Genomic DNA, 23792 nt, shown 5'->3' on the forward strand with positions numbered 1-23792 from the left:
GAAATAAGTTTTACTACTATTGATGGCACGCTTGATGCGTCTGGTGTAGGTACAAACCGACAGCCGAGATAGAGAGATGGTAGACCTTCTTCGGTTAAGAAGAAGGTTTTTATGAAGCAAATACTTAAAGAGGAGCTAACTGATGATGTCTAAAAAGAAATGGAACAAGTCATTTAATGCTTTACTCGCAACGACATTAGTTGCGAGTGTATCGATGCCAGTAATGCCTAGTCAAGCTGTTGCGGCTGAATTAGCTACTGATTTAATTATCTCTGAGTATATTGAAGGGTCCAGTAATAATAAGGCGATTGAACTTTACAATGGAACGGGTTCAACAATTGATTTAAGCCAATACAAACTTGAACTTTATACAAATGGTAGTACAACACCAACGAACAAACAGACGTTAAGTGGCACTTTAGCACATAATGAGACAATCATTCTCTATAATTCTAGTGCAGTGGCAGCGATTAAAGAGGAAGGTGGACTTGCTTCAGCTGTTACCGCGTTTAATGGTAATGATGCGATTGTTTTAAAGAAAGGTGAAGAGGTAGTAGATTCTTTTGGTCAAATGGGGTTTGATCCAGGCAAGTCATGGAATGACAATGGGGTGTCTACTGTTGATACAACATTGGTTAGAAAGAGTTCCATTACGTCTGGCGATAAAAATCCAAGTGACATCTTTGACCCTTCATTAGAATGGCAGCCTTATCCAATCGATACATTCGAACATTTAGGCAGTCATGCAATGGATGGAGGTGAGGTTGGACCTATTATAAAGGCAGAAGCCGTAACAGCTTCCACACCTTCTGGAACGGTTGCGTCAGGCACTGCCATTACATTATCTTCTGCCACTGCTGGTGCAACGATTTATTATACAACGGATGGAACAGAGCCAACATTACAAAGTGCTAGTTATACGCAACCAATCGTTATTGATAAAACAATAACGATAAAAGCGATAGCAGTTGCACAGGGGCTGGAAAATAGTGATGTGCAAACTTTTAATTATACCGTTATTGGACAAGCAGATGTTCAGTCAATCGCTGATGCAAGAACACAAGCGAACGGTACAACAGTAACAATCAAAGGTATTGTGGCAGGGAAGTTGAAAAATACCATCTCTGTACAAGATGGAACAGGTGGTATCGCTGTACGTCCGACGAGCCTAAATGTAGAAATTGGCGACGAAGTAACGCTTAAAGGGAAGCTTGCGGACTATAGAGGGTTACTGCAATTAGACGGAGCTCAAATTATCGACAAAGTGGCAGGTGTTGGTGCACCAACTGCAAAAGTAGTAACAGGTGCCGAGGTAGCAGAAGCAAATGAATCACAACTTGTTACGATAAAAAATGTTGCGCTGACAAATGTGCAAACAGGAAGTGGCTGGGCAAACTATACAGCTAGTGATGGTAGCAATTTCTTAGTACGCGATGAAACGAATACGCTAGGCCTAACGGTCGGCACAACATATGAATCGGTTACGGGCATTGTCCAACAATTCGATCAGGATTACCAAGTGATACCACGTTCTGTTAACGATATTGTCGTGGATAGCACAGCATTAAAACCAGCGATCGCGTCGCCAAGTAGTGGTACATTTATTAATCAAACAACGGTCACTTTATCAACATCTACAGCTAATGGGGAAATCTATTACACAGTAGATGGTACAAATCCTACTGTATCAGGTATTAAATACGAAAAACCAATCGATATTACGCAAAACACAACATTAAAAACGGTTGTCAAAGCAATTGATGGTACGTTTAGTGAAGTGATGACCTATGACTATGTTATTACAGATGCGCTGCAAATTCATGATATTCAAGGGGAAGGCCATCGCTCTCCATTTGCCAGCAAAACCGTTGATGGCATTCAAGGGATTGTAACCTATTCATTTTCTTTAAATGGTAGTTATTATTATACAATTCAAACACCTGATGAATTGGCGGATGATAATCCGAATACATCGGAAGGAATCTTACTTTATAGCGGAAAGAATGCTTGGCCGATTCAAGTAGGAAATTTAGTATCGGTATCAGGTAAAGTAGATGAATATGCGTATGATGGCTATAGTGATGCGAACCAAACTGATTTAAAAACGACGCAAATCAATGTACGAAATGATCAAGGTGGCAAAGTACAAGTACTTAATGCCAGTGTAGCATTACCAAAAGCCATTCAAATTGATAAATTAAAAATGTCATTTAGCCAAATTGATAGTGACAATCTGCAAGTTTTCAACCCAACAATTGATGCTATTGATTTTTGGGAAAGTATTGAAGGGATGCGAGTGGAAGTAGGCAATGTTAAAGCTGTTGCTCCACAGGAACATGGCGATTTAGTAACGGTTCTTGAAAGTGAACCAACAAACACGCTGCATGGTGGGGTTCTGTATGAGGAAGGAAAAACAAACCCAAATCGTATTCAATTTAGATTGGAACCGAACGGAACAGCTCGTGATTTCGAAGTTGCCACAGGTGATAAGTTTAGCGGACCGATTACGGGTATTGTGGGCTACTCTTATCAAAACTTCAAAATTTACGTGCCATTAGATAACATGAAGCAAGCCCATGTAAAAGGGTCGGCAACACCTGAGACAACTAAAATAGTCAAAGCAGAGGATAAGCTAACAATTGCCTCGTATAATTTAGAAAACTTCTCGAATAACAAAACGTCGACATCGGATGATAAGGCGCGAAAATTAGCACGTGCCATTGGTACTGATATGCAAACGCCAGACATTGTAGGGGTGACGGAAGTACAAGATAATAACGGCGAGTCGGCTGGTGATGCCAAGGCTGATCAAAGTTATCAACGCTTAATTGATGCCATTAAAGCTGAAAGTGGTATTGATTATAAGTATGTCAATATTGACCCTGTGAATAATGCAGATGGTGGTGCACCGAACGCGAATATTCGTGTTGGTTTCTTATACAATCCAGCAAGGGTGAACTTGAAAGAAGGAATCCAAGCAGGGGATGCGACTACTGCGGTTAGTTATCAAAACGGTCAATTAACGCTGAACCCAGGGCGAATTGACCCAATGAATGAGGCATTTAATAATAGCCGAAAACCGTTAGCTGCACAATTTGAGTTCCAAGGTGAAGATGTCATTGTGATTGCTAATCACTGGAATTCTAAATCGGGTGACACACCATTATTCGGAGCAGCACAACCACCGCAATATAAAAGTGAAGTGCAGCGCCAAAAAATCGCAAATATTGTGTATAACTTTGTTACGGATGTTAAAACGAAAAATCCAGATGCAAACATTGTATCGTTAGGTGATTTTAACGATTACCAATTTGCCAAAGCGCTTAAAATTCATGAAGGTGAATGGATGACCAATATGATCAATAAAGCCGATTCTTCTGACCGTTATACGTATTTGTATCAAGGAAATTCGCAAGTATTAGATCATATTTTAGTTTCCAATAATCTTCAAGATAAAACGATAATTGATATTCTTCATATTAATGCAGACTTTACAGATATGGCAGGCCGCGCAAGTGACCATGACCCTGTCATGGTGCAACTGGATTTAAAACAAGGTCCTACAGTAGAACCGATTCAACCTGAAATCACATATAACTATGAGAACTTTAAGAAAAATATTTTAGTTATTACAAAACCGAGTGTAGCATTACATTTAGATGCAGCGTCGTATATTACGAAGGGCGTACACTTAAAAGGGAAGTATGTCGAGCTTCACGGTGAAGGCTTTAACAAGACAGATGTGATTATTACGCCAAATCATCCAGAGTCCATTGTAGACTTAAAGGGCAATACGTTTAAAAAGATTACAATTGAAGGCAAAAATGTAAGTGAAATTAGAGGCGCAGAAAATATTGACTTACAGTTGATTGAATTGAAGAAGGGTGCATCGTTAGAAAACATTAAATTTACAAATTCTAAGGGTCAACCGATTGTCTACCCTCCTGTCCCTGCTGAAAACAAGCAACCAATCATCAAAAAGCCTTTTACAAATCAGACAGTAGCTGTAGGCACGGACATTACCATTGATTTAACAGAGCATTTCGCTGATCCGGATAATGACGAATTGACATTTACCGCTACAAAAGGTTCGATAACGGGCAAACGCTTAACGTTAACTTTAGAAGCGGGTAGTCATATTGTTGGTGTCACGGCATCTGATGGTACAAAAAGTGTCACGGCCAATTTTAGTGTGACTGTAACGGCTAACGACTACTATACTGCTGCCTATAACAAAGAGGGGCAAGCACTCAAAAAGGCGCTGCACGATATAATTTCAAACCAAAAAGTATTATCCTATGATGCTGCATGGGATTCCTTGAGATACACAGACGAAGATCCGAATAATACAAATAATGTCCTGTTATTTTATTCTGGTAAATCTAGTCCAAAAACAAACAACGGCGGCAATGTAGGCAACTGGAACCGAGAGCATACGTGGGCAAAATCACATGGTAATTTCGGCACAAGTCAAGGACCAGGAACTGATATCCATCATTTACGCCCTACCGATGTTCAAGTAAATAGCGCAAGAGGAAATTTAGACTTTGACAATGGCGGTAGTCCAGTCACTGGCTGTAACGGTTGCTTGAAAGACGCCGATTCCTTCGAACCACCGAATCGTGTCAAAGGGGACGTTGCACGCATTCTGTTTTATATGGCAACGCGTTATGAGCTAGGCGATAAAGTAGACCTTGAATTAAATGACAAAGTCAACAATGGAACAGCTCCATATCACGGTAAACTTTCGGTTCTTTTACAATGGCATCTACAAGACCCTGTAGATGACTATGAAAAACGACGAAACGAAAGAATCTACGAAATCCAAGGGAACCGCAATCCATTTATCGACCATCCAGAATGGGTAGAAACGATTTATGGCAACAAACCAGCGGTGCAGATGGTGAATTAGCAAAATGCAAAAACCAGCCAGTTTTCAGCGGTAAATCGCTGAAAACTGGCTGGTTTTATTATGGATTGGCGACAAGCAATTGATTTCAAACGAGCTTGAAAGTGAATACATAATACAAAATATAGTGGCGAAAGTCATGGGTATGCAATCCATTTATGATAAAATTTATAACAACACTCTATAGGAGTTAATAGAGGGGTGAAAAATGGATACATCAAAAAATGCTTTCATTATAGTAGCGGTTGCAAATAGTGCAATTGCATGTATAAGTCAATTTCTTGGTTCAATGTTAGACGGAAGGTTTGATTCGTTATTCCAATTTTTAGCTTTTCCTTTCGTTATAATTCTTCTGAATGTGGTGTTAGGATTTAAATTTAGAATGAAGTTTTATCAATATGCACTGTTCGCATATTTAGGATTATACGTATCTATCTTTGTCTGGGGCACTTTTGTTTTGGTGGAAAGCACGAAAAAAGAGTTGCCTCCGGGCGAGATTGTATTAGGTGCAGATCTCTTATTTATTATAGTTGTGACAATAGTCCAGTCGATTATTTTCCTTCTATTTAATTTAATTGCTTTTGTAATTTATAAAATGGTTTTTTCAAAGAAGTTGTTCTATAGGAGTTGGATTTGATTGTATTGAACCAAGTATTCAAAGGGTTGTAGACAAGCAAAAAAATGGAGGTGTCAGTTAACATCGCTTTTGATACAACGAAAGAATGGCAACAAACAAGCAGTGCAGATGGTGAATTAGTTGAATACAATATTTTAAAAGCCCACTTCAATTAGTTATGAAGTGGGCTTTTAAGATATTGCTCAAATACAAATCGCTCCATTTTTAAAGTATATATGAACTGTCTTTGTTCAAAAAATATGGAAACGGTGTATCTATTTATCTATTTAATTTATAATATTTGAAACAAATTTCCTAATACTTAATTTATAATATAATTAACACATTTTTCTAAATGGAATGTTACAAAATAATATTTTGGAAAACTGAAGATTTTATTTAATTGGGGGAAGAGAACTAAGTGAGTCAAAATGAAGGTTTACAAAAAGAAATTAGCGATTTAATAAAAATGCTTGAGACTTATCAAGTTGAGGAGGATACATCTAATCAAGAGGATGAAATTATTAGAAGATACAAATTAATAAGGAGTGGATTAAATGTACCAGGGGTTGTGAATTTTAAATATGACTACATCGCTTTAACAGAAAAATTTATAGAAACATTAAGTAAAAAGAAAAACCTATTATACCGTTATCGTAAATATATGGATGGTTATATTGAGAAAATAACAAAGAATAATAGTGAAAATATTAACTATTTTCTAAGCTTTAAAACCTATGACTTAACACCTTTCTATTGGATGATTGATGAAAATAAGTTTGCAGGCAATGACATGTTAAATCATCAGCTAGATATTTTTAAAAGATGCTTTTCTTCTGAAACTAAAAAACTATTATTTGAAATGTTCCAAAATTATTATAAATATCAGGACTTTAAAAACTTCAGCGACTATTCGGACTGTATTAAAGACACTGTCATTATAGGTTATATAACAGAACAACAATATAGTGAATCGGAAATAAATAAGTTAACATTGTCAATTGGATATGCTGGGGAACCTGGGAGTATAGGCTATGATTTTATGGGTATTAGAACAATTAAAAATGTGTTTGGATTAGTGGATAAGTCAGAAGTTGTTGAAGCAATTGTAACCCGCTTATCAGAAAATATTGTTTATCGTAAAGAATTAACTGCTAAACAAATCAATGCAGTAATTCATACTTCAAATATTAATTCTATGTTAAAGAAGCGCTTAAAATTTACTTTTACGACAGTTCGGATAATGGATAACGTTTTAAAAAGGGCAGTCTTTAAATCTTTACCCAACGAATTAAAAATCGATGGGGACGATATTGAAATGATGAACGCTGTCAGCCTTCCAACATTGCTTACTCTAAATGATAGCGAGTATGCTTTTACAATAAAAGATATGGATTCAGATGCAGAAACGAAAAGTGTATATCTAATTCGCAAAGGCTTTCCAAAAGATAAATTATTGTTTTCAATCAAGGATATTGATGACAAGCAATTTGAGATTAGCTATGAAGAAGAAGAGAAGATATTTAGCTATGATAAGGCACATGAATTAAGCAATTTTTTTGTGGAAATATTAAAAAAAGAATTTGGTCATGTTGGGACAGGGGAAGTAGGTGACATTAAGCTTATTTATTTCTGGATTAAAGAGCACAAAATATTAAAAGATAAGTCTATGACATTTAGCGATAAATACAAAGTTGAATACAAAAACAAAGAATGGGTTGTAGAGGATAACACGAATGAACTAGACTCGGTTCTTTATAACGATCATGATAAGGTGAAAATGATTAATGCGATAGTTGGGAAAAATGGTGCTGGGAAAACAACATTGCTCGATATGTTCAAATACTACTTTAACAATCAAAATGATGAAAATGCTTTTAAAAAATTTTTAATCATATATGAGGATGGAGACAATTTAATTCTTAGACATAATTTTGAACAAGGCGATGGATATAAAATTGATGTTAGGTCTGCTATAAGGTATCAGAAAATGCGATACGATATGAATTCAGGAATTTTATCTAACACAAGTTTATTAAGTTATACAAGTTTTACAGAGCTATCAAATTATACTGGAAGTGAGCACGATAGAGAAGTAGAAGGCAATCATAAAGACTTGTCAACAAATAACGAATTAAGAATGCTAGAAAGAATCAAAGATGCTAGAGAGAGGGAAGGGGTCAAAAGGCAACTAGTTAATGAAGATAACTATAAAAAGTTGATCTTTCTTAGTGAAAGTGAAACGTTAAACGAGGAATTTGCTGAAGGTATTCCGTTACCTCATGGAGTTTTGTTAAAGGTGAAAGTTTATCAGAATTCGACCAAAGATATTGAAGGAGCTTTGACAAAACTTTTTGGGGAAAAAATCGAAAGCTCAAAAGTTTTAGAAGAATACTATGATATAAGCTTTAAATTAAAGAACGTGGATTATAAAGATTTATCGTCTTTGTATCAATTTGTGGCAAGTAATTCGCAATGGATTTGTACACTGGACTTTCTAGGATTATCTTCAGGGCAATATGCAAAGCTTACGTTGTTTGCAAAGCTATTCTTTGAGAGCAATCATAAAAAAGTAACGAGAATATTAGGGGCCCTAGCAAGAGCTAATTCATATGTCAAAAACTATAATACAAAAGATATTTCTTCTGATTATTTAAAGAACAACCAAAATGAGAACCTGATGATTCTACTAGATGAGGGAGATATGTTCTTCCATCCAGCATGGCAAAAGAGCTTTATTAGTGATATCAAAAGTTTACTGAATTATGCCTTTAAGGATCATGAAATAGTCAATACCGTTCACTTACTATTAACTTCAAACTCACCATTTATCATGTCAGATATTCCTTTAGAGCATACAATCGTGTTAGGTGGAAAATATACAATGGAGCAGACCTATGCTCAAAATATCCATGATATTTTAAAATCATCGTTCTTTATGGACAATGGGACGTTAGGAGAAGTCGCTCATAAGCATATAAAGAAACTAATTCAACTATTCCAAAAGGAAGATGTTACTGAAGTAGAAAGACAATATATTAAGAAATCTATTGATATGATTGGGGAGCCTTTAATTCGTTATAAGCTGGAGTCAATGTATAAAAAGAAGTTTTCCGAAAGTATAAAAGCTGAACAAAGGATAAAGCAGCTTGAGGAAGAACTGGAATTACTAAAAAAAGGAAGAGGATTACAATAGTGATAGAAATAAAAAATCATCACATTATAGATGCTATGGCAATTCATATTGATAAATTGCAAATAGAAGTAACGGATAAACTTAAAAAATACAAAGTCATATTTACTTTTCTAAAAGATTATCAAGTTAATAATGCACTTACATTTGATGCGGACAAGAAGAACTTAGTCAATCCAGTAATAAGTATTAGTAAATCATCAACGAAAGTCAGGGGAGATATTGATAAGCAGCTTCACTGTGTTAAAGCAGGCTATCGGAATAACGCTAGTAAATACTTAGATATTATAAAGAAGCTTGAACGAGATGTTGTAAGGATTTTAGAAGCTGATCGAGATACCTTTCTTACGCTTATCAAAGAATATGATTATACAACATTGGGTGTTGGAGAAAATGATTTAAAAAAACTATTTGAAAAAATATTCAATTACCATTCCTTTTCTAATAAAAAAAGAAAAAATTACAATGGTTATGCACTTACTGAAAATTTAGGAATTAATTCATGCCCATATTGTAACAGGCTGTATACGCTAACTATTATTTGCAAAAAAGCTAGGGGGGTAACTAAATTTGTGACAAGGCCTGAACTTGATCACTATTTACCAAAGTCGAAATATCCTCTTTTTGGACTTTCCTTTAATAATCTTATACCTAGCTGCAGTATTTGCAATAAAATAAAAAATGATGATACGGATCATACAAGGATGCATCATCATCCATATTTTGATGACACAAAGCTCGATTTTAATCTTGATGGCATCCTATATGATAGTGGTAATAATAGTTTTAATAGTAAAGGCGAGTGGGATATTGTAGTAGAAGAAAACGGTTGTAACTATACAAAGGAGTCCATTAAGATCTTTAGACTTAGTGAAATTTACAGAGAGCACAATTTCATCATAGAAGATATGATAACTAAAGCACAAGAATACAATCAAACCTTTATTAATGATATAGAAGATCTTTTTTCTGGCGAACAGTTAGAAACAGACACGCTTCTGGAAAGGATTTTTGGAGTGCTACCTGCTGAACAAGATTACTGCAATCCATTGAATAAGTTTAAAAGAGCAATTTATCAATCCATAAGAAAGGCACAGAATATAAACGTTACTCTTTAAATGTTAATATCCTACATCACAGATGCTTGCGTTTTACTAAAAAAATAGCTACCAACTAGTGCCATTGCATTATCTGATAAACTATGACATGCTTAATAGAGAGAGTATAGTACTAGGAGAATGTTGTAGTGATTAAAGAGTGGGATTTCCTACGTGTAGTGGCATGCCTATCCATTTTACTATTACATACATCATCATGGGTAATTTTGGAGGTTGGTGTAGAACCCGAGCAACAGGTTTATCTGTTTTTGCGCATTGCGCTTTGCTATGCAACGCCGACGTTTATTGTGTTATCGATTATCATATTGTCGAATCGTTATCGTGAACGGCTACCAATGAATTTTTGGTCGAGTCGTCTTCAATATATTTTAGTGCCTTTTTTAGTGTGGGCTTTTGTTGATGCATTATTAGTGGAGTCAATTTATCGTAAAGGTTTGTTATGGGACAAGTATTTTTATAATGTAGTTTATGGAGAGTTTGTCGGCTGGTTTGTTGTAGTTATTTTCCAGCTATATATAGTATTTGCGTTGATGAAGCGTTTTAAATGGTCGATTACTTGGTTTTTACCGCTTAGTGTGTTGATTACGCTTGTACATCATGCGGTCATTGCATTGCCTTATCCAATTTTTGAGGAGCATGCGAACGTGTTACGCTTGCTGTTTACAGGATGGCTTGGTTATTTTGCAGTTGCCTATGCGATGGGGGTATCTTATGAGAGACTAGCTGCATTGGCGAAGAAATACCGAGGTGCAACGGTTGTTTTCGTTGTACTTGCTGTACTGTTTTTAACGATTCGTATGTTACTTGGCTATACAGAGGTGCATTCGAGGCGTCTTGATATAGTCCCGCTTGTCTTTAGTGTTGTGCTTTGTGTTATTGCTTGGGGGCAGTCATTGCCAGCTACGAAGTTGGTTCGTATTATTAGTCAATATGCGTTTATGATTTACCTTATCCATTGGGAAGTGCTACGTCTATCGACAAGCTGGTTTGTGGCACATTTTGATAGCACATTGACGCGTGTTTCCATGCTTATGCTGTGGACACTTGTTGTTTGCATCGGGCTGACGAAACTATTGTCATTTTTACCGTTTAGTCAATGGATTGTTGGAAAGTTGAAAAATGTTAAAAAGCAGTGATCTCTAACTAGCTAGAAATCACTGCTTTTGTAGTTGTTTTGGAAATCGCGGGTAAATCGAAGCAAATCGCGGGTAAACCGGGGCGAATCGCGGGTAAACCGGAGCGAATCGCGGGTAACCCCAAGCAAACCGCGGATACCTCGTTATCACGTGATTGACTGATAGTTATTCGGGCATCAGTTTTAAATTGCGATCATTATAGGCAAGAATAACATAGTCCGGTTGCATGTTTTGTAAGTAAGGAATAATATCCTTCTCTAAATAACGTAAGTCTAAAATGGTAACAGTTTTAAAGTGACTTGCTACGTGAAATTGAATGGTGTTAAAGTATGAATCTTTAATAACGACGAGATGTTTGTCGCTGTCATAGTTTTGGTTGACGATTGTAAGTTCAGCAAAGTCGCGGCTGTAGGCATCCGCATAGTTCACTATTGCGTCAGGACTCATCTGTTTCGCCCGACCGTACACTGCGTCGTACGGTGCAGTGACGCCACCTTCAATTGTACCGTCGTAAATTGTAAATTGTGTTGCAAACGATGCGGGTTCGTTATAGCAAATTTGTTCATTATTGTCGACGGTCATATAGAGTATTTTATTCCATGAGCCGGCGAACTTATTTGGTAAACAAAATGTATTGGCTTCATCAAAAGGAATGGTTGCTATTGTTTCGCCCAGTCGTTTGTTTAGTGTATGGATAAGCGCTTCGTAGCCTGAATACGCACCGCGAATTGTCCAGTGATGATCTGTTTTAAAGAAGTTGCGCTCGGCAGAAAAGTTTTCTTGCATTTCATCATAGAGACGAATATTGTCTACGCCTGCAGCGGTAACAAGTTCGTGCAGTTTTACATTGTTTGTAATACCAGCATCTTCTGGCATATAGCGTGGGCTTGGCTCACGTGAATAAGTCGCCTTTGCTGGTAGGGAGTAAAATGTAAACGGTATATGCTTTTCTGCTAGCCCTTCGCTTAAGCGTTGTAAATCAGAGGCAAAAGCAGCTAGCTCTTCTTTGGGTTTTACTGGGGCCGGCTTAGAAATAATCCAGCCAGTTTTATCGTCAACAGCGTACTTATCATTTAAATACGTTTTGCCCACAACACGTTGAAAGTTTACATAATTGCGCATCCATGTATCACGTGCAGGAAACTGGTCAGAAATATACGACTCTACTTGCTTGGACCATGTCCCTGTTAAAATTTCCGTAGCGCTTGGCGTAATGTTGGCAGATTCTAATGGCCGGTTTTCCATTTCTGATTGCGGCCGATCTACCGTTAATATATGCACGACGAAGCCACCGAAAATAATGCAAAAAAATGTAATTGGTAATAGATACGTTTGAATTTTTCGCATGATGTCCCACCTAAAATCTAAAGTAAATGAATGGATTATGTGTTGCGTTTACTAAAAACATCGTAATAAATAACAAAAGTGCACCATAGTAAATGGTTTGTGTAATGCGCAGACCCCAGTCAAATGATAGGGAAGCGGCTGCCTTTTGTTCACTCCATGTTTGATAAAGCTTATAAATCGGCATGGCAAAAATAATAGCGATGACAAAGTATAGCGCATAATCTTTTGTCAGTAAAATCGTTTCATAATTGTACAGTGCGGCATCGGAAAGCCCAAACATCGTTTTGATAAATGAAAATGCATATGTAAAATCATTTGCTCTAAAGAACACCCAGCCAATCATTACAATAATTAATATATACATATGTCGGACGATGCGTGGAATACGTGCCAACCATTTCAACAGCACCCATTTTTCCAAGCAAATTAAGATACCGTAGTAAAAGCCCCATGCCATAAACGTCCAACTAGCCCCGTGCCAAAAACCAGTAAGTGTCCACACAATAAGTAAGTTACGATATAGTTTCCATTCATGGCTAACACGACTACCACCAAGTGGGAAGTAGACATAATCTCTAAACCAACTGCTAAGTGAGATATGCCAGCGTCGCCAAAAGTCTGTAACAGATTGTGCTATATATGGATAGTTAAAGTTTTCTTCAAATTTAAAGCCGAAAATTCGTGCTAACCCAATTGCCATATCACTATAGCCTGAGAAGTCAAAATAAATTTGAAGGGAGTACGCTAAAATCCCAATCCAGGCAGTCCCCGTTGTTAAATCCCCACCTGATAAGCTAAAGACGTGATCGGCAACTTCGCCCATCGGATTGGCTATCAGTACTTTTTTCGCCAACCCTTGTACAAAGCGACGCGTCCCAATCATCCAATCTTCTGCTGTCGCAATTCGTTTCTTTATTTGTTCAGCTACCGTTTGATAACGAACGATAGGGCCTGCAACGAGTTGCGGAAATAATGTAATGAACAGTGATAAATCTAAAAAATTGCGCTGTGCCTTTACGTCCTTACGATAGACATCAATTACATAACTAAGAGCTTGGAACGTGTAAAATGAAATACCGATTGGCAGCGGTACAGCCTGCCATTTAATAGGTTGCGTCAAATAATTATTGACAATCTCCACGAAAAAGCCAGCATATTTGTAATAGCCTAAGATGGCTAGGTTACTAACAATGACTAACCAAAGTAACGTTTTGCGCTTGGACTGGGAAGCGGTGTTTTCAATAACGATACCGAGCACATAATTGAGTATGATGGACAGCATCATGAGAAGCACATATTTCGGCTCACCCCAAGCGTAAAAGAACAAACTTGCCAACAGTAAAATCGTATTGCGTAGCATCTTCGGAGAGATGAAGTACACAACAATCACTAATGGCAAAAAGACATATAAAAAAATAAGACTACTAAATACCATTTCTGTCAAATCCCCATCTCTGTAAAAAATAAAACTTCGTGAATCGCAAGCTACTAATGTGAAACGCCACAAAACCCGAGCAAAACGCCACAAAACCGAGTTTTACCACTATTAGAAGTCTAGTAATGCCCATTTATTTTAATAGCTATCGCTAGATTCTGGTTTCCATAAAATATTAATCCATTTTTCCAAGGGAATTAATGAATAAATTACCTATATTATTGTAACTTAAATTCACGATTTGTTCACTATTCCTTTAAGTGAGATATTTGGCTTACTTAAAAATTATTGGAAGGGAAAAAGTCTCAATAACTATGGGTAAAATGGTATATTTTTCGAACAAAAGAAACGTTAGTATGCCAAAATTCGGATGGAAAACAAATTATAAATAAACTAATAAATGTATTTGTAACCAATGAAGATAAACTATTACCACATCCTTCATTCCAAATATTGCACATAGAAATGTATGTTCTACTTCTTTTATAATAGAAACGTAGTCACAAAAGTGGCTAATTTATCTAGGAGGTTTTTGCACATGAAACAAAAATATAGTAAATGGGTTGTCGGCGCAGCATCAGCAGCTCTAGTAGCATCAGCAATCGTACCAGTAGCTAGCGCAGCAAGCTTTTCTGATATTGAAAATAGTGATCACAAGGACGCAATCTTAGCATTAGCGGACGCTAAAATCGTAGGAGGTTACACTGACGGTACATTCAAACCAAATGCAGTAGTAACACGCGGTAACGTAACAAAATTCTTAGGTAAATGGTTAGTATCTGAAGGTTATGAAGTGCCAGCTGACTATGCAACAAAAGCTCGTTTCACTGACCTACCAACTACAGCTCCAGACCAAGAATTACTACAATATGCAGCACTTGTTAAAGATGCTGGCGTATTCAAAGGTTCTAACGACCAATTAATGTACACTAAAAACATGTCTCGTGAACAAATGGCAGTAGTATTAGTACGTGCTATCAACACTGTTTACGGTGTAGACTTAGTTGCAGATTACAAAGAATCTGACTTCAAATCTACAATCACTGACTTAGATAACGCTACAGCTAACGAAAACCGTGAAGCAATTATCGCGTTAGAATATGCTGGTCTTACAAACGTTAAAGCGTTCAACCCTAAAAACACTTTAACTCGTGGTCAATTCGCATCATTCTTAAACCGTACAATCACGAACATTGCAGAAGCTCCTTTAACTGTAAAAGAAGCTAAAGTTGTTGACGCAACTACATTAGAAGTAACTCTTTCTGATGATACAAAACATACTGTAAAATTAGAAACTGCACTTCCAGAAAACAAAGAAACTAAAGTAGACTTCGAAATCGAAGGCAAAGCTTATTCAGCTGTAGTTACATATGAAGTAGCTGAAGTTAAATTAGAATCTGTAAAAGCTGTTAACGCTAAAACAATCGAAGTAAAATTCAACAAAGCAGTAGAAGATACTTCTAAAGCTACAATTGAATTATTACGCGGTACATTCAAGCAAAATGTAACTCTTACTTGGGCTGCTGACAAAAAATCAGTTCAATTAGTAGGCGCTACAAACTTCCAAGCTGCAGATTACACTGTAAACATCTCTGGTTTAACTGAAAAAGTATTAACAAGCGACGTTAAAATCGAAGCTCAAAAAGTTACTTCTATCGAAATCTTAGACGAAGTAGCAGTAGTTGATACAGCTATCCAATCTAACGGTACTTTCGCTGCAGGTACAACTGCAACTGTTGGTTACGTAGTGAAAGACCAATACGGTACAGATATTACAAAAACAACTTCTTTAAAAACAAATGATACTGCTAACACAACTGTTGTAGCTGATGCTGCTAAAGGTGTAGTTAAATTATCAGGCGCTGTTGTAGAAGGTAAAAAAATCGGCGATTTAGTACCAGTTGTATTATTTGATACTGCTACAGGTACTTCAGTTTCTAAAACTGTGAAATTATCTGCTGAATCTACAGTTTCTTCTATTGAAGTAGCAGGTATTTACAACGCTAAAGGTGAAGAAGTAGTTTTAAATGATAACTCTAAAGCTTCTGAAGCATTTATCGTATTAAACCTTAAAGACCAATACGGTAAAGAAATTACAGATGCTGCTAAAGCAAGTGGTTTAGTAATTACAAACACTAACACAACAAACTTAACAATCGATAACAAAGTAACAAAAGTAAAAATTGGCGAAAAAGATAAATTAGTAGTTGCTTTATCATCAATCTTAAAAGCTGGTGATACTGATGTATTATTAATTTCAACAACTAACGGCCAATCTGCTAAATACACTGTGAAAGTGGCAGAAACTACTACAACTAACGCAATCTCTGTTTCTCAACCAGAAATCGCAGTTGCTAACGAAGCTACATTAATTCCTTTAACAGTTACTGATAAAGAAGGCAATGTTATCACTAACAAAAAAATCTTAGCTGATGCTAACAAAGGTATTAAAGTTGGCGGCACACCAGTTGCTGAATCTGCTCTTGAAGTAAAAGACGGTCAAGTATACTACAAAACTACATTTGGAGCAGCTGGAACACAAGCATTAGTATTCCAAACTTCAACATTCAAAGTTGCTACTATCACTGTAGATGTTAAAGCTGCAGCAGTACCAACTGTAGTTCGCGGCCTTAAAAACCCATTAGTAATTTCAACTGCTCAAGCACCAGTGACAATTACTGCAAAAGATCACTTAATCATTGAAGACCAATACGGTCGTGAAATGAAAAACTCTGCAGCTCCTGTAACAGTTACATTAGTTGGTACTTCTGATGTAGTATCAGTAAATGCAAACCAAGTTACACCACTTAAAAATGGTACTGCAACATTAAACGTTGCTCTAGTAACGCCAAATGGCACAATTGATTCTGCTGTAGAAGTAAAAGTACAAGTAACTGATGGTACAGAATACAAAGGTTACGAAATTGCTGAAATTGGTAAAACAAAAGTAGCAACTGACAAAAAAATCACTGTTAACGGTTTATTAAACGGCGGTAAAGTTGCACTTGAGCCAAACGAATATACAGCAACAGTAACTGGCGGTAAATTAACTGCACCACAAGCTGTAACTGCAGGTAAAGTAAATATCGCTGACACAGCTTTAAACACTGATACAACTCCAGCAGCAAACAAAATTGATACAGAATTCACTTTAAAAGTAACAATTAATGCAACTGGTGAAGTATTAGAACAAAAATTCGTTGTTTCAGCTGACGCTGAAAAAACACAAGATTTCTTCTTTACAGCATCAACAGTATCAGTAGATTTAGCTGATTACAACGTAGCGAAAACTATTACAGAAGCTACATTAGCATCTGGTGCAACTGTAGCAAACTTAAAATCTACTGGAGATGCTCCAGTGGTAGTAAACGTTGCAACTGTTGACCAATATGGTAACAAAGAAATCAAAGCACTTGCAGCAGAAACAGTTACAATCGTACCTGAAAAAGTTACTGATGTAACAATTGCTGGTAACGGTACTGCAGCTGCAACAGCTACATTAAAAGCTGGCGTTACAGAAGCTAAAGTAACTTTAAAAATTAAAGTTGGTAACGCAACAAAAGAACTTAAAGCAACAATTGTAACTCCTTAATAAAACGAAGTGTTACTTTATACACTAGTTTACTAGTGTTATAACTAGCCTTGTGATTAGATGAAATCTTTTGATTCATCATAGTCACAAGGCTTTTTTTATGGAAAAAACAGCGGGTATGAATACAATTAACTTTGCTGCAATGCTATAAACATACATAACTATAGTACAATATGAAACTTTTAGTATTATTTCCACGTATTATCATAGTATGATAGTGAAAAGACGTAGGGGGTCGAGTGAATGAAACAAAATAAATTATTTCAAGGAGCAATCGTTGCGGCTTTAGCTACAAGTGCCATTGTAGTAGTGCCGACAGCGCACGCAGCTGAAGGATTTAGCGATGTGGATATGACGAAAGAGTATGGAGCTGCGGTGAAAGATTTAGCTAAGCGTGGAATTATTAATGGTTATGCAGATGGTACATTTAAGCCGTTTGCAGATGTCACACGTGGACAAGTAGCCAAAATTTTAGCAAATTTATTGGCTTTAGATACGCAAAATGTAATGGACCCTCAATTTACCGATGTTAAGCAAAGTGACGAATACTACGGCGCCATTGCAGCATTAGCAAATGAGGGAATTGCGACAGGCTTTGCCAATGGTAGCTTTGGTGTCAATCAAGCCATCACACGTGAGCAGTTAGCGAGCATGTTAACATCTGCCTTCCAATTAAGCAATAATACTGAAGATTGGACACTGCCGTTTACGGATATTGTAAAATACTCTGATGCGTATTATGCAGTAGGTCCATTGTTTGAACACAATATTACAAAGGGTATTACACCTACAACATTCGGTTTAAAAGAAACAGTCAAACGTTCACAGCTTGCATTATTTATTCATCGCATAGAGGCGATGCAAGCAAATCGCGTTGTCCAAAATTTCGCTGCGCGTGATTTTGGAGCTACTCAACTAGAAGCCTATTCATATGATAATATAGCGGCTGATGGGGAGCATGAATTTTTCAAAGTTCATCAAACAACGAATGGGTTGACGGTAGAAGCATTGCGTGAAGGATCGGGCTACTTTATGTTAGTTAGCTACAATATTGATAATGAAGAAAACTATGAGATTATCGACACGCAAAAATATAAAGTAGTCGTTACAGAAGTGGATGGCAAACTTCAGCTTGATTGCCAACAAACAGATGAAATCACACCGGGTTCAGCATTACTTTTCGAAGAGGATTTAGGCTTTAATCCGTCTCATATTCAGTTAACAACTGCAAATGGTCATGAAGTAAGTGACAAAGTCTACGTCTATCAACCATTCAATTTTGAGGGTTGGGAGCCAGAAAGCATTCCAAAAGGCGGCAATTACGAATTGAAGTTATTGCAGGCAGGTGACTACATTGCAACATTGTCGGATGATAAAGGACAATCTGTACGTGTAGGTATTCATGCTGAAACAGATGGTTATGAAATGTATACTTCAGCAGCAGTTGAAGTTAGCAGTGTTTTCATTCCGAAGAGTGAAATAGGCTTTACCGTGAAAGATGTTCACATAGAGCAATTTACAGGAGCATTGTATGATCACAAAATTGTTGATGTGGAAAATGCTGCTGATGGGGTAACAGTTAAAAAAGTTGGTAAAGGTCAATCAATTTTTGCCATCCGCCTAAACGGTACGAATGGTGAAAAGTTATTCGTCCAAGGAATGATGTATGAAGTAAGTGGAATAACGACGATGTATTACGAATTAGCAACACAACAGGATATCGAAAATTCTTGGTAATTCACCAATAAAACATCATGATATGAAAAAGTGAAATTGACAATTGTCAATTTCACTTTTTTCATTAGTTGAAGCATATAGTAACGGTTTGTCACAAATTAAATAAAAGATGAATAATGATATAACGATGAAGTTCCTATTTGGCTCTAGAGTGAAGACGTGTATGGAAGGTATGTTGTTTAATTTTCAAAAAACACCAAATGAAGGAGAACTGCATGAAACCTCATATATTAATTGCTAGTCCTGTACGACAAAAACCTTTAATTTTAGATTATTTTTTGTTTTCACTTCAGTCGTTAAACAAAGACGAGCATAAAGTGGATTTTTTATTTATTGACGATAATGACGACCAACAATCAACGGAACTTTTGACGTTATTTCAATCACAAAATGAAGGTGTAAAAATTATTAAAAATAGTCAACAAAATGAACTGTATAGGAAGGATGAACACACACATTATTGGACCGATTCGCTAATTGAAAAAGTAGGGAAAATGAAAGATATGATTATTGAACATGCAATTCAACTACAATATGATGGTTTGCTACTGATAGATTCTGATTTAATGTTGTATCCGAATACACTTCAAAACTTATGGAATGCACAAAAAGAAATTATCTCCAATATTTTCTGGACTAAATGGAACAAAAATGAAACGGCGTTACCACAAGTGTGGATGATGGATGAATATACATTATACGAGATTAATAATGGTGAAAAATTAGAACCAATTGAGATCGCCAATAGAACGTCCGCTTTTGTCAATAAATTAAAAGTACCAGGTATCTATGAAGTAGGTGGGCTAGGTGCTTGCACATTAGTAAGTAGAAAAGCTCTTTTAAAGGGTGCTCGCTTTAAACAGCTAAAAAATCTATCGTTTTGGGGGGAAGATCGACATTTTTGCATAAGGGCTTCCGCTTTAGAATTACCATTATTTGTTGATACTCGCTTGCCTGCTTTTCATATTTATCGAGAGTCAGACCTAGTTGGTGCGGAAAAATTTAAAAATGAAATCATTATTGGAGAAAAGCAGAAAGCGACTGTTAGCTTATGTATGATTGTCAAAAATGAAGAACCAGTTTTAGCGCGTTGCTTATCTTCTGTTCAAGGACTTGTGGATGAAATAATTATTGTAGATACTGGCTCCTCGGATAAAACGAAAGAAATTGCCAGGCAATACACAAGTCTTATTTATGATTTTGAATGGAAAGATGATTTTTCACAAGCTCGCAATTTTTCTTTTAGCAAAGCTACCAAGGATTATATTTTATGGTTAGATGCAGATGACATTATAGAAGAAAGCGAAAGAACACATTTTCTAAACTTACTAGAAGAACTAACGAATAACAAAGTGGATAGTGTGATGATGGATTATCATTTAGCCTTTGATGAAATTGGCAATCCAACATATAGCCTTAAAAGAAATAGAGTAGTAAAACGTTCTTGCGATTTTAAATGGGTTGGGGCAGTTCATGAATATTTAGCTGTCCAAGGGAATGTTATGCAACGTAATATAGCCATTACACATCGCAAAGAAAAAGCCTATACTGACCGTAACTTGAGAATTTATAAGCGCAGGGAAGCACAACAAGAGATATTTACGGCACGAGATTTATTTTATTTTGGAAATGAATTAAAAGACCATGCATTATACAAGGAAGCCATTGATAAATATCAACAATTTTTAGCGACAAAACAAGGTTGGATAGAGGATGAAATGGCAGCTTGTATAAAAATAGCAGATTGTTATGAAATGCTGAATGATGCTGATAGACAGTTGCAATATTTATTAAAAACATTAGCCTATAGCACGCCTCGTCCAGAATGCTGTTGTCGTTTAGGTGCGAGATTTTTGGCAGATTCCCATTATGAACAAGCTATTTATTGGTATGAACAAGCAATCAGTATGAAGAACAAACCAAAACAGGGGAATTTAATTGAACATATCGCTTGGACATGGTTACCGTATATTCAATTAGCTGTTTGTTACGATCGTCTGGGACAATATGATATAGCGAATAATTATAATGAACAAGCATTACAATACGATCCAACAAATAAACTTATATTAGATAATCAGCAATATTTTAAAAACAGATTAAAGGAATAAAACAATGGAGTAGAACATGTAACAAGCACTCCTATAGCGGACATAACGATATAGCAAAAAAAGAGGCTGGGAAATAACTAAAAAAATTTAAGAAACAGAAGAAAGGTGTTCATAAATTTTTGCTATATGGAGAACATGGAAAACTTAGCTATTCTTGCTTGTGCAATAATTAAAAAATTAGAAGGGTTACTAGTTGTTGGTAGCGGAGGTGGTGACTCCGGCGGAAACAGCACATAATGTTAGAAGCAATAGACCGCGCGTAGCGAGGGTTGCGGCTTACTGTGCTGAGCGGAAAGCACCGCCGTAGCGGACAACAACAGCGCAGCAAAAAAAGTGTTAGATTGATTGAGTTCAATCTAACACTTTCCATTTTAGTTTAGAAAATTATATATTTGACGTAGTCTTTCCAGCCAATTTCTTTAAAGTTTTGCCACTCAATTTTTTTAACGGGCATTGAGCGGAAAGTGCGTGCTAAAATGTTACGCTTTTCATTAGCTAGAATCGGTGTACCAACATCTATATAGCTTGTGAATATCGTTGAATCTTTCGTTGAAAAAGCAACTTCAATATCTTCAAGACGGATTTTTCCGTCCTCGTCAATAATATAGACGCTCTTTGCGCCTTTTACTGATTTGACCCAAGAAGAATTCACTTTATAAGCATCAAAAGCTTCATTAACGACGATGGAAGCCTGACCGACTGTTGAAAATGGAATATTTTCTAATACATCGTCTTGTTGTAGCATTACTTCATAATTACTAGGCTTCGGTAGTTTCGCCGTTTTTGCTAATTCTTTTGCCCATATAGCGTCATGATTTGTAGCAATCATTGATTTTTCAAGTACGATACCTGATAGCTTATCTTTGAAATGCTGTAGTTCAAAATCGACCCTTTGCCCAGCCGCAACCTGTTGCCATTCATCTTCAGATAAGTAGACAAGCATTGCTTTTTCTGTTGAAAAAATTTCAAATGTGACTGTACCAGCTTCCTCTGTGACGTTGGCAATAACACCATCAACAGGGCTTACGACTCCTTGGCGTGCTTGTATTTGCGCAATTTGTGCATCCATTACGGCAATTTGACGTGTAGCTTCTGCAATATGGCGATTTAAAATAGCTACCGCTGTAGATGGAGTATTTTGTTGACCTAATTCTAATTTTACTGTGACATTTAATTTATCACTAATTTGATCTGTATTGATCGAACTTTTCGGATTATCTGTGCCTCCGAAATCCGATTCTATTTGTGACAAGGCGGATTGCAAATCACTTAATTCAGTTTCAAAGGCATCCCGTTCAGCCTCAAGCTTTGTTAACTCATCGTCAACTTGCTCTGTTTTATAGGTAGCGAGTAAATCGCTTGCTTGAATCTGCTGACCACGCTTTACATTTACTGCTGATAAACTTTTTGCATCCGCAGAAACTGTATACGTTTCGGCTGGTGCAACAATGGCATCTTTTTTCACCGTTTCTACACGGTCACCGACAGTAGCTCGTTGAAATTCATCAACAAAATAGGAACGGGCTACTTTGCTATTATCTTTGAATACGTAGAAGGCATTTACGCCAACTAAAATCGCCATCACGATAATACTAAGGCTTGTCCAAGGTCTGGATTTTATAAAACGCATCATCCTAGCCCCCTTGTAATCCATTCTTGAAGTGGTAGTACGCTAATCATCCCAACGAAAACAGCCATAATTACTTGCAGTATAATAATTTTTGCTAACAGCGCTTTGCGATCTGCTGCTTCCTCCCATTTAGAAAGGAAAGTAAAGTGCACAATAATCGTCAGTACAGTAGTAACTGTTAGCTGATTAATAATGAATAATACAACATCTTTATCTATCACTTGCTGTACCACAGGGGCAAGTGATAAGAAGGAGAAGGTTGTAGAGTAGCCTACTGCGTAAAACACTGCAAATAAAATGGTCTTTTCAATAAGTATAAATGCCATTACAAACAGTTGTACTTTTTGAATCCATTTGTAAGGAATGTCCGTTAATAGATGTAATATATATGTAACGCCATAATAGTGGAAGCAAAAATAAATGATTCCCCAAACAATGGCTCCGACCATTGATAGCAAACGGGCTGTATAATATTCATCTTGCTGGTTCGTTGCAAATAATGTTGTTAAACTTTCAGTGCCTAATCCCCAAAACTCACGTATTGCAAAAAGGAGCATGAAGAGAAAGAAAATCGTAAAGGAACGCTTTTTATAGCCTCTTATTTCTCCTGTTTCCAAAGCCTGTGTAAAGTTCAGGGGATGCGTTAAGCTATGCCAAAACTTGTAGTGATAAAACATATCTAGCTCCCTTTCTAATAAATTAAATATTAAAGATGTAGTATACACCTAGTTACTGGTAAATGACATAGTATAAATGCTAGTTTTTTTAACGAATTCTCTCAATAAGGTGGGACTTTAATTAAGCTTAATTTTAAACGTCCGACGCGGGATAAATGCGTCTATCACAATTATATAGTATTCTAACAATAACTTCCTTTAAAAAGTCTATTCTATCTAAAAATAGCAATTATCTGTAAGTTAGTAAAGGTTGTATGTGAGTTTACAACAATAGCTTGAAATCAAGTTATT

12 protein-coding genes are annotated in these 23792 nt (G+C 36.5%); 8 read left to right on the plus strand and 4 right to left on the minus strand.

The annotated features are described in order from the left end of the window. Positions 1-142: 142 nt before the first annotated feature. The 5 genes from MHH88_RS03095 (at position 143) to MHH88_RS03115 (ending at position 10972) form a co-directional block, all read left to right on the plus strand. The gene (locus tag MHH88_RS03095) at positions 143-4912 is read left to right on the plus strand and encodes an endonuclease (protein ID WP_339261523.1); all 4770 of its coding nucleotides are present in this window, start codon (positions 143-145) and stop codon (positions 4910-4912) included. 205 nt (positions 4913-5117) lie between these two features. Further along, positions 5118-5546: a hypothetical protein gene (locus MHH88_RS03100; RefSeq protein WP_339261525.1), complete on the plus strand. Its 429-nt coding sequence runs from the start codon at positions 5118-5120 to the stop codon at positions 5544-5546. A gap of 400 nt (positions 5547-5946) precedes the next feature. After that, positions 5947-8721 carry an AAA family ATPase gene (locus MHH88_RS03105; protein WP_339261526.1) on the plus strand — a complete coding sequence of 925 codons (2775 nt, stop codon included), beginning with the start codon at positions 5947-5949 and terminating at the stop codon, positions 8719-8721. Then, complete coding sequence (locus tag MHH88_RS03110; RefSeq protein ID WP_339261528.1) at positions 8721-9836, plus strand: hypothetical protein; 1116 nt, start codon at positions 8721-8723, stop codon at positions 9834-9836. Before MHH88_RS03105 ends, MHH88_RS03110 begins: the two co-directional genes overlap by 1 nt. Positions 9837-9964: 128 nt before the next feature. Next, entirely contained in the window at positions 9965-10972 is a 1008-nt protein-coding gene (locus MHH88_RS03115) for an acyltransferase family protein (RefSeq protein ID WP_339261530.1), read from the plus strand. Between the two features lie 165 nt (positions 10973-11137). On the opposite strand, the gene MHH88_RS03120 is transcribed toward MHH88_RS03115, so the two are convergent. Both MHH88_RS03120 and MHH88_RS03125 read right to left on the minus strand, forming a co-directional pair. Further along, the gene (locus MHH88_RS03120) at positions 11138-12319 is read right to left on the minus strand and encodes a DHHW family protein (protein ID WP_339261532.1); all 1182 of its coding nucleotides are present in this window, start codon (positions 12317-12319) and stop codon (positions 11138-11140) included. Between the two features lie 10 nt (positions 12320-12329). Then, positions 12330-13754, minus strand: a complete 1425-nt coding sequence (locus MHH88_RS03125) for an MBOAT family O-acyltransferase (RefSeq protein WP_339261534.1) — start codon at positions 13752-13754, stop codon at positions 12330-12332. A gap of 538 nt (positions 13755-14292) precedes the next feature. Here MHH88_RS03125 and MHH88_RS03130 point away from each other — a divergent pair. From MHH88_RS03130 to MHH88_RS03140, 3 genes are all read left to right on the plus strand, one after another. Next, the gene (locus MHH88_RS03130; protein ID WP_339261536.1) at positions 14293-17346 is read left to right on the plus strand and encodes an S-layer homology domain-containing protein; all 3054 of its coding nucleotides are present in this window, start codon (positions 14293-14295) and stop codon (positions 17344-17346) included. 243 nt (positions 17347-17589) lie between these two features. Continuing rightward, positions 17590-19083, plus strand: a complete 1494-nt coding sequence (locus MHH88_RS03135) for an S-layer homology domain-containing protein (RefSeq protein WP_103977426.1) — start codon at positions 17590-17592, stop codon at positions 19081-19083. A gap of 215 nt (positions 19084-19298) precedes the next feature. Further along, on the plus strand, positions 19299-21194 hold the full coding sequence (locus tag MHH88_RS03140; RefSeq protein ID WP_339261539.1) for a glycosyltransferase: 1896 nt from the start codon (positions 19299-19301) through the stop codon (positions 21192-21194). A 376-nt stretch (positions 21195-21570) separates the two neighbouring features. Here MHH88_RS03140 and MHH88_RS03145 read toward each other — a convergent pair whose 3' ends face one another. Together MHH88_RS03145 and MHH88_RS03150 are read right to left on the minus strand one after the other, a co-directional pair. Next, positions 21571-22827 (minus strand): HlyD family secretion protein, encoded by a 1257-nt coding sequence (locus MHH88_RS03145; protein WP_339261540.1) that lies wholly within the window; start codon positions 22825-22827, stop codon positions 21571-21573. Further along, entirely contained in the window at positions 22824-23441 is a 618-nt protein-coding gene (locus tag MHH88_RS03150) for a hypothetical protein (protein ID WP_339261542.1), read from the minus strand. Before MHH88_RS03150 ends, MHH88_RS03145 begins: the two co-directional genes overlap by 4 nt. Positions 23442-23792: the final 351 nt, after the last annotated feature.

The organism is Lysinibacillus sp. FSL K6-3209, assembly GCF_037976175.1.
GTDB lineage: Bacteria > Bacillota > Bacilli > Bacillales_A > Planococcaceae > Lysinibacillus > Lysinibacillus sphaericus_D.

What these genes read in the sequence shown, in the direction of transcription:
- MHH88_RS03095 (WP_339261523.1), top strand. Translation starts at nt 143, where the DNA reads ATGATGTCTAAAAAGAAATGGAACAAGTCATTTAATGCTTTACTCGCA.
- MHH88_RS03100 (WP_339261525.1), top strand. Translation starts at nt 5,118, where the DNA reads ATGGATACATCAAAAAATGCTTTCATTATAGTAGCGGTTGCAAATAGT.
- MHH88_RS03120 (WP_339261532.1), bottom strand. Translation starts at nt 12,319, where the DNA reads ATGCGAAAAATTCAAACGTATCTATTACCAATTACATTTTTTTGCATT.
- MHH88_RS03125 (WP_339261534.1), bottom strand. Translation starts at nt 13,754, where the DNA reads ATGGTATTTAGTAGTCTTATTTTTTTATATGTCTTTTTGCCATTAGTG.
- MHH88_RS03130 (WP_339261536.1), top strand. Translation starts at nt 14,293, where the DNA reads ATGAAACAAAAATATAGTAAATGGGTTGTCGGCGCAGCATCAGCAGCT.
- MHH88_RS03135 (WP_103977426.1), top strand. Translation starts at nt 17,590, where the DNA reads ATGAAACAAAATAAATTATTTCAAGGAGCAATCGTTGCGGCTTTAGCT.
- MHH88_RS03140 (WP_339261539.1), top strand. Translation starts at nt 19,299, where the DNA reads ATGAAACCTCATATATTAATTGCTAGTCCTGTACGACAAAAACCTTTA.
- MHH88_RS03145 (WP_339261540.1), bottom strand. Translation starts at nt 22,827, where the DNA reads ATGATGCGTTTTATAAAATCCAGACCTTGGACAAGCCTTAGTATTATC.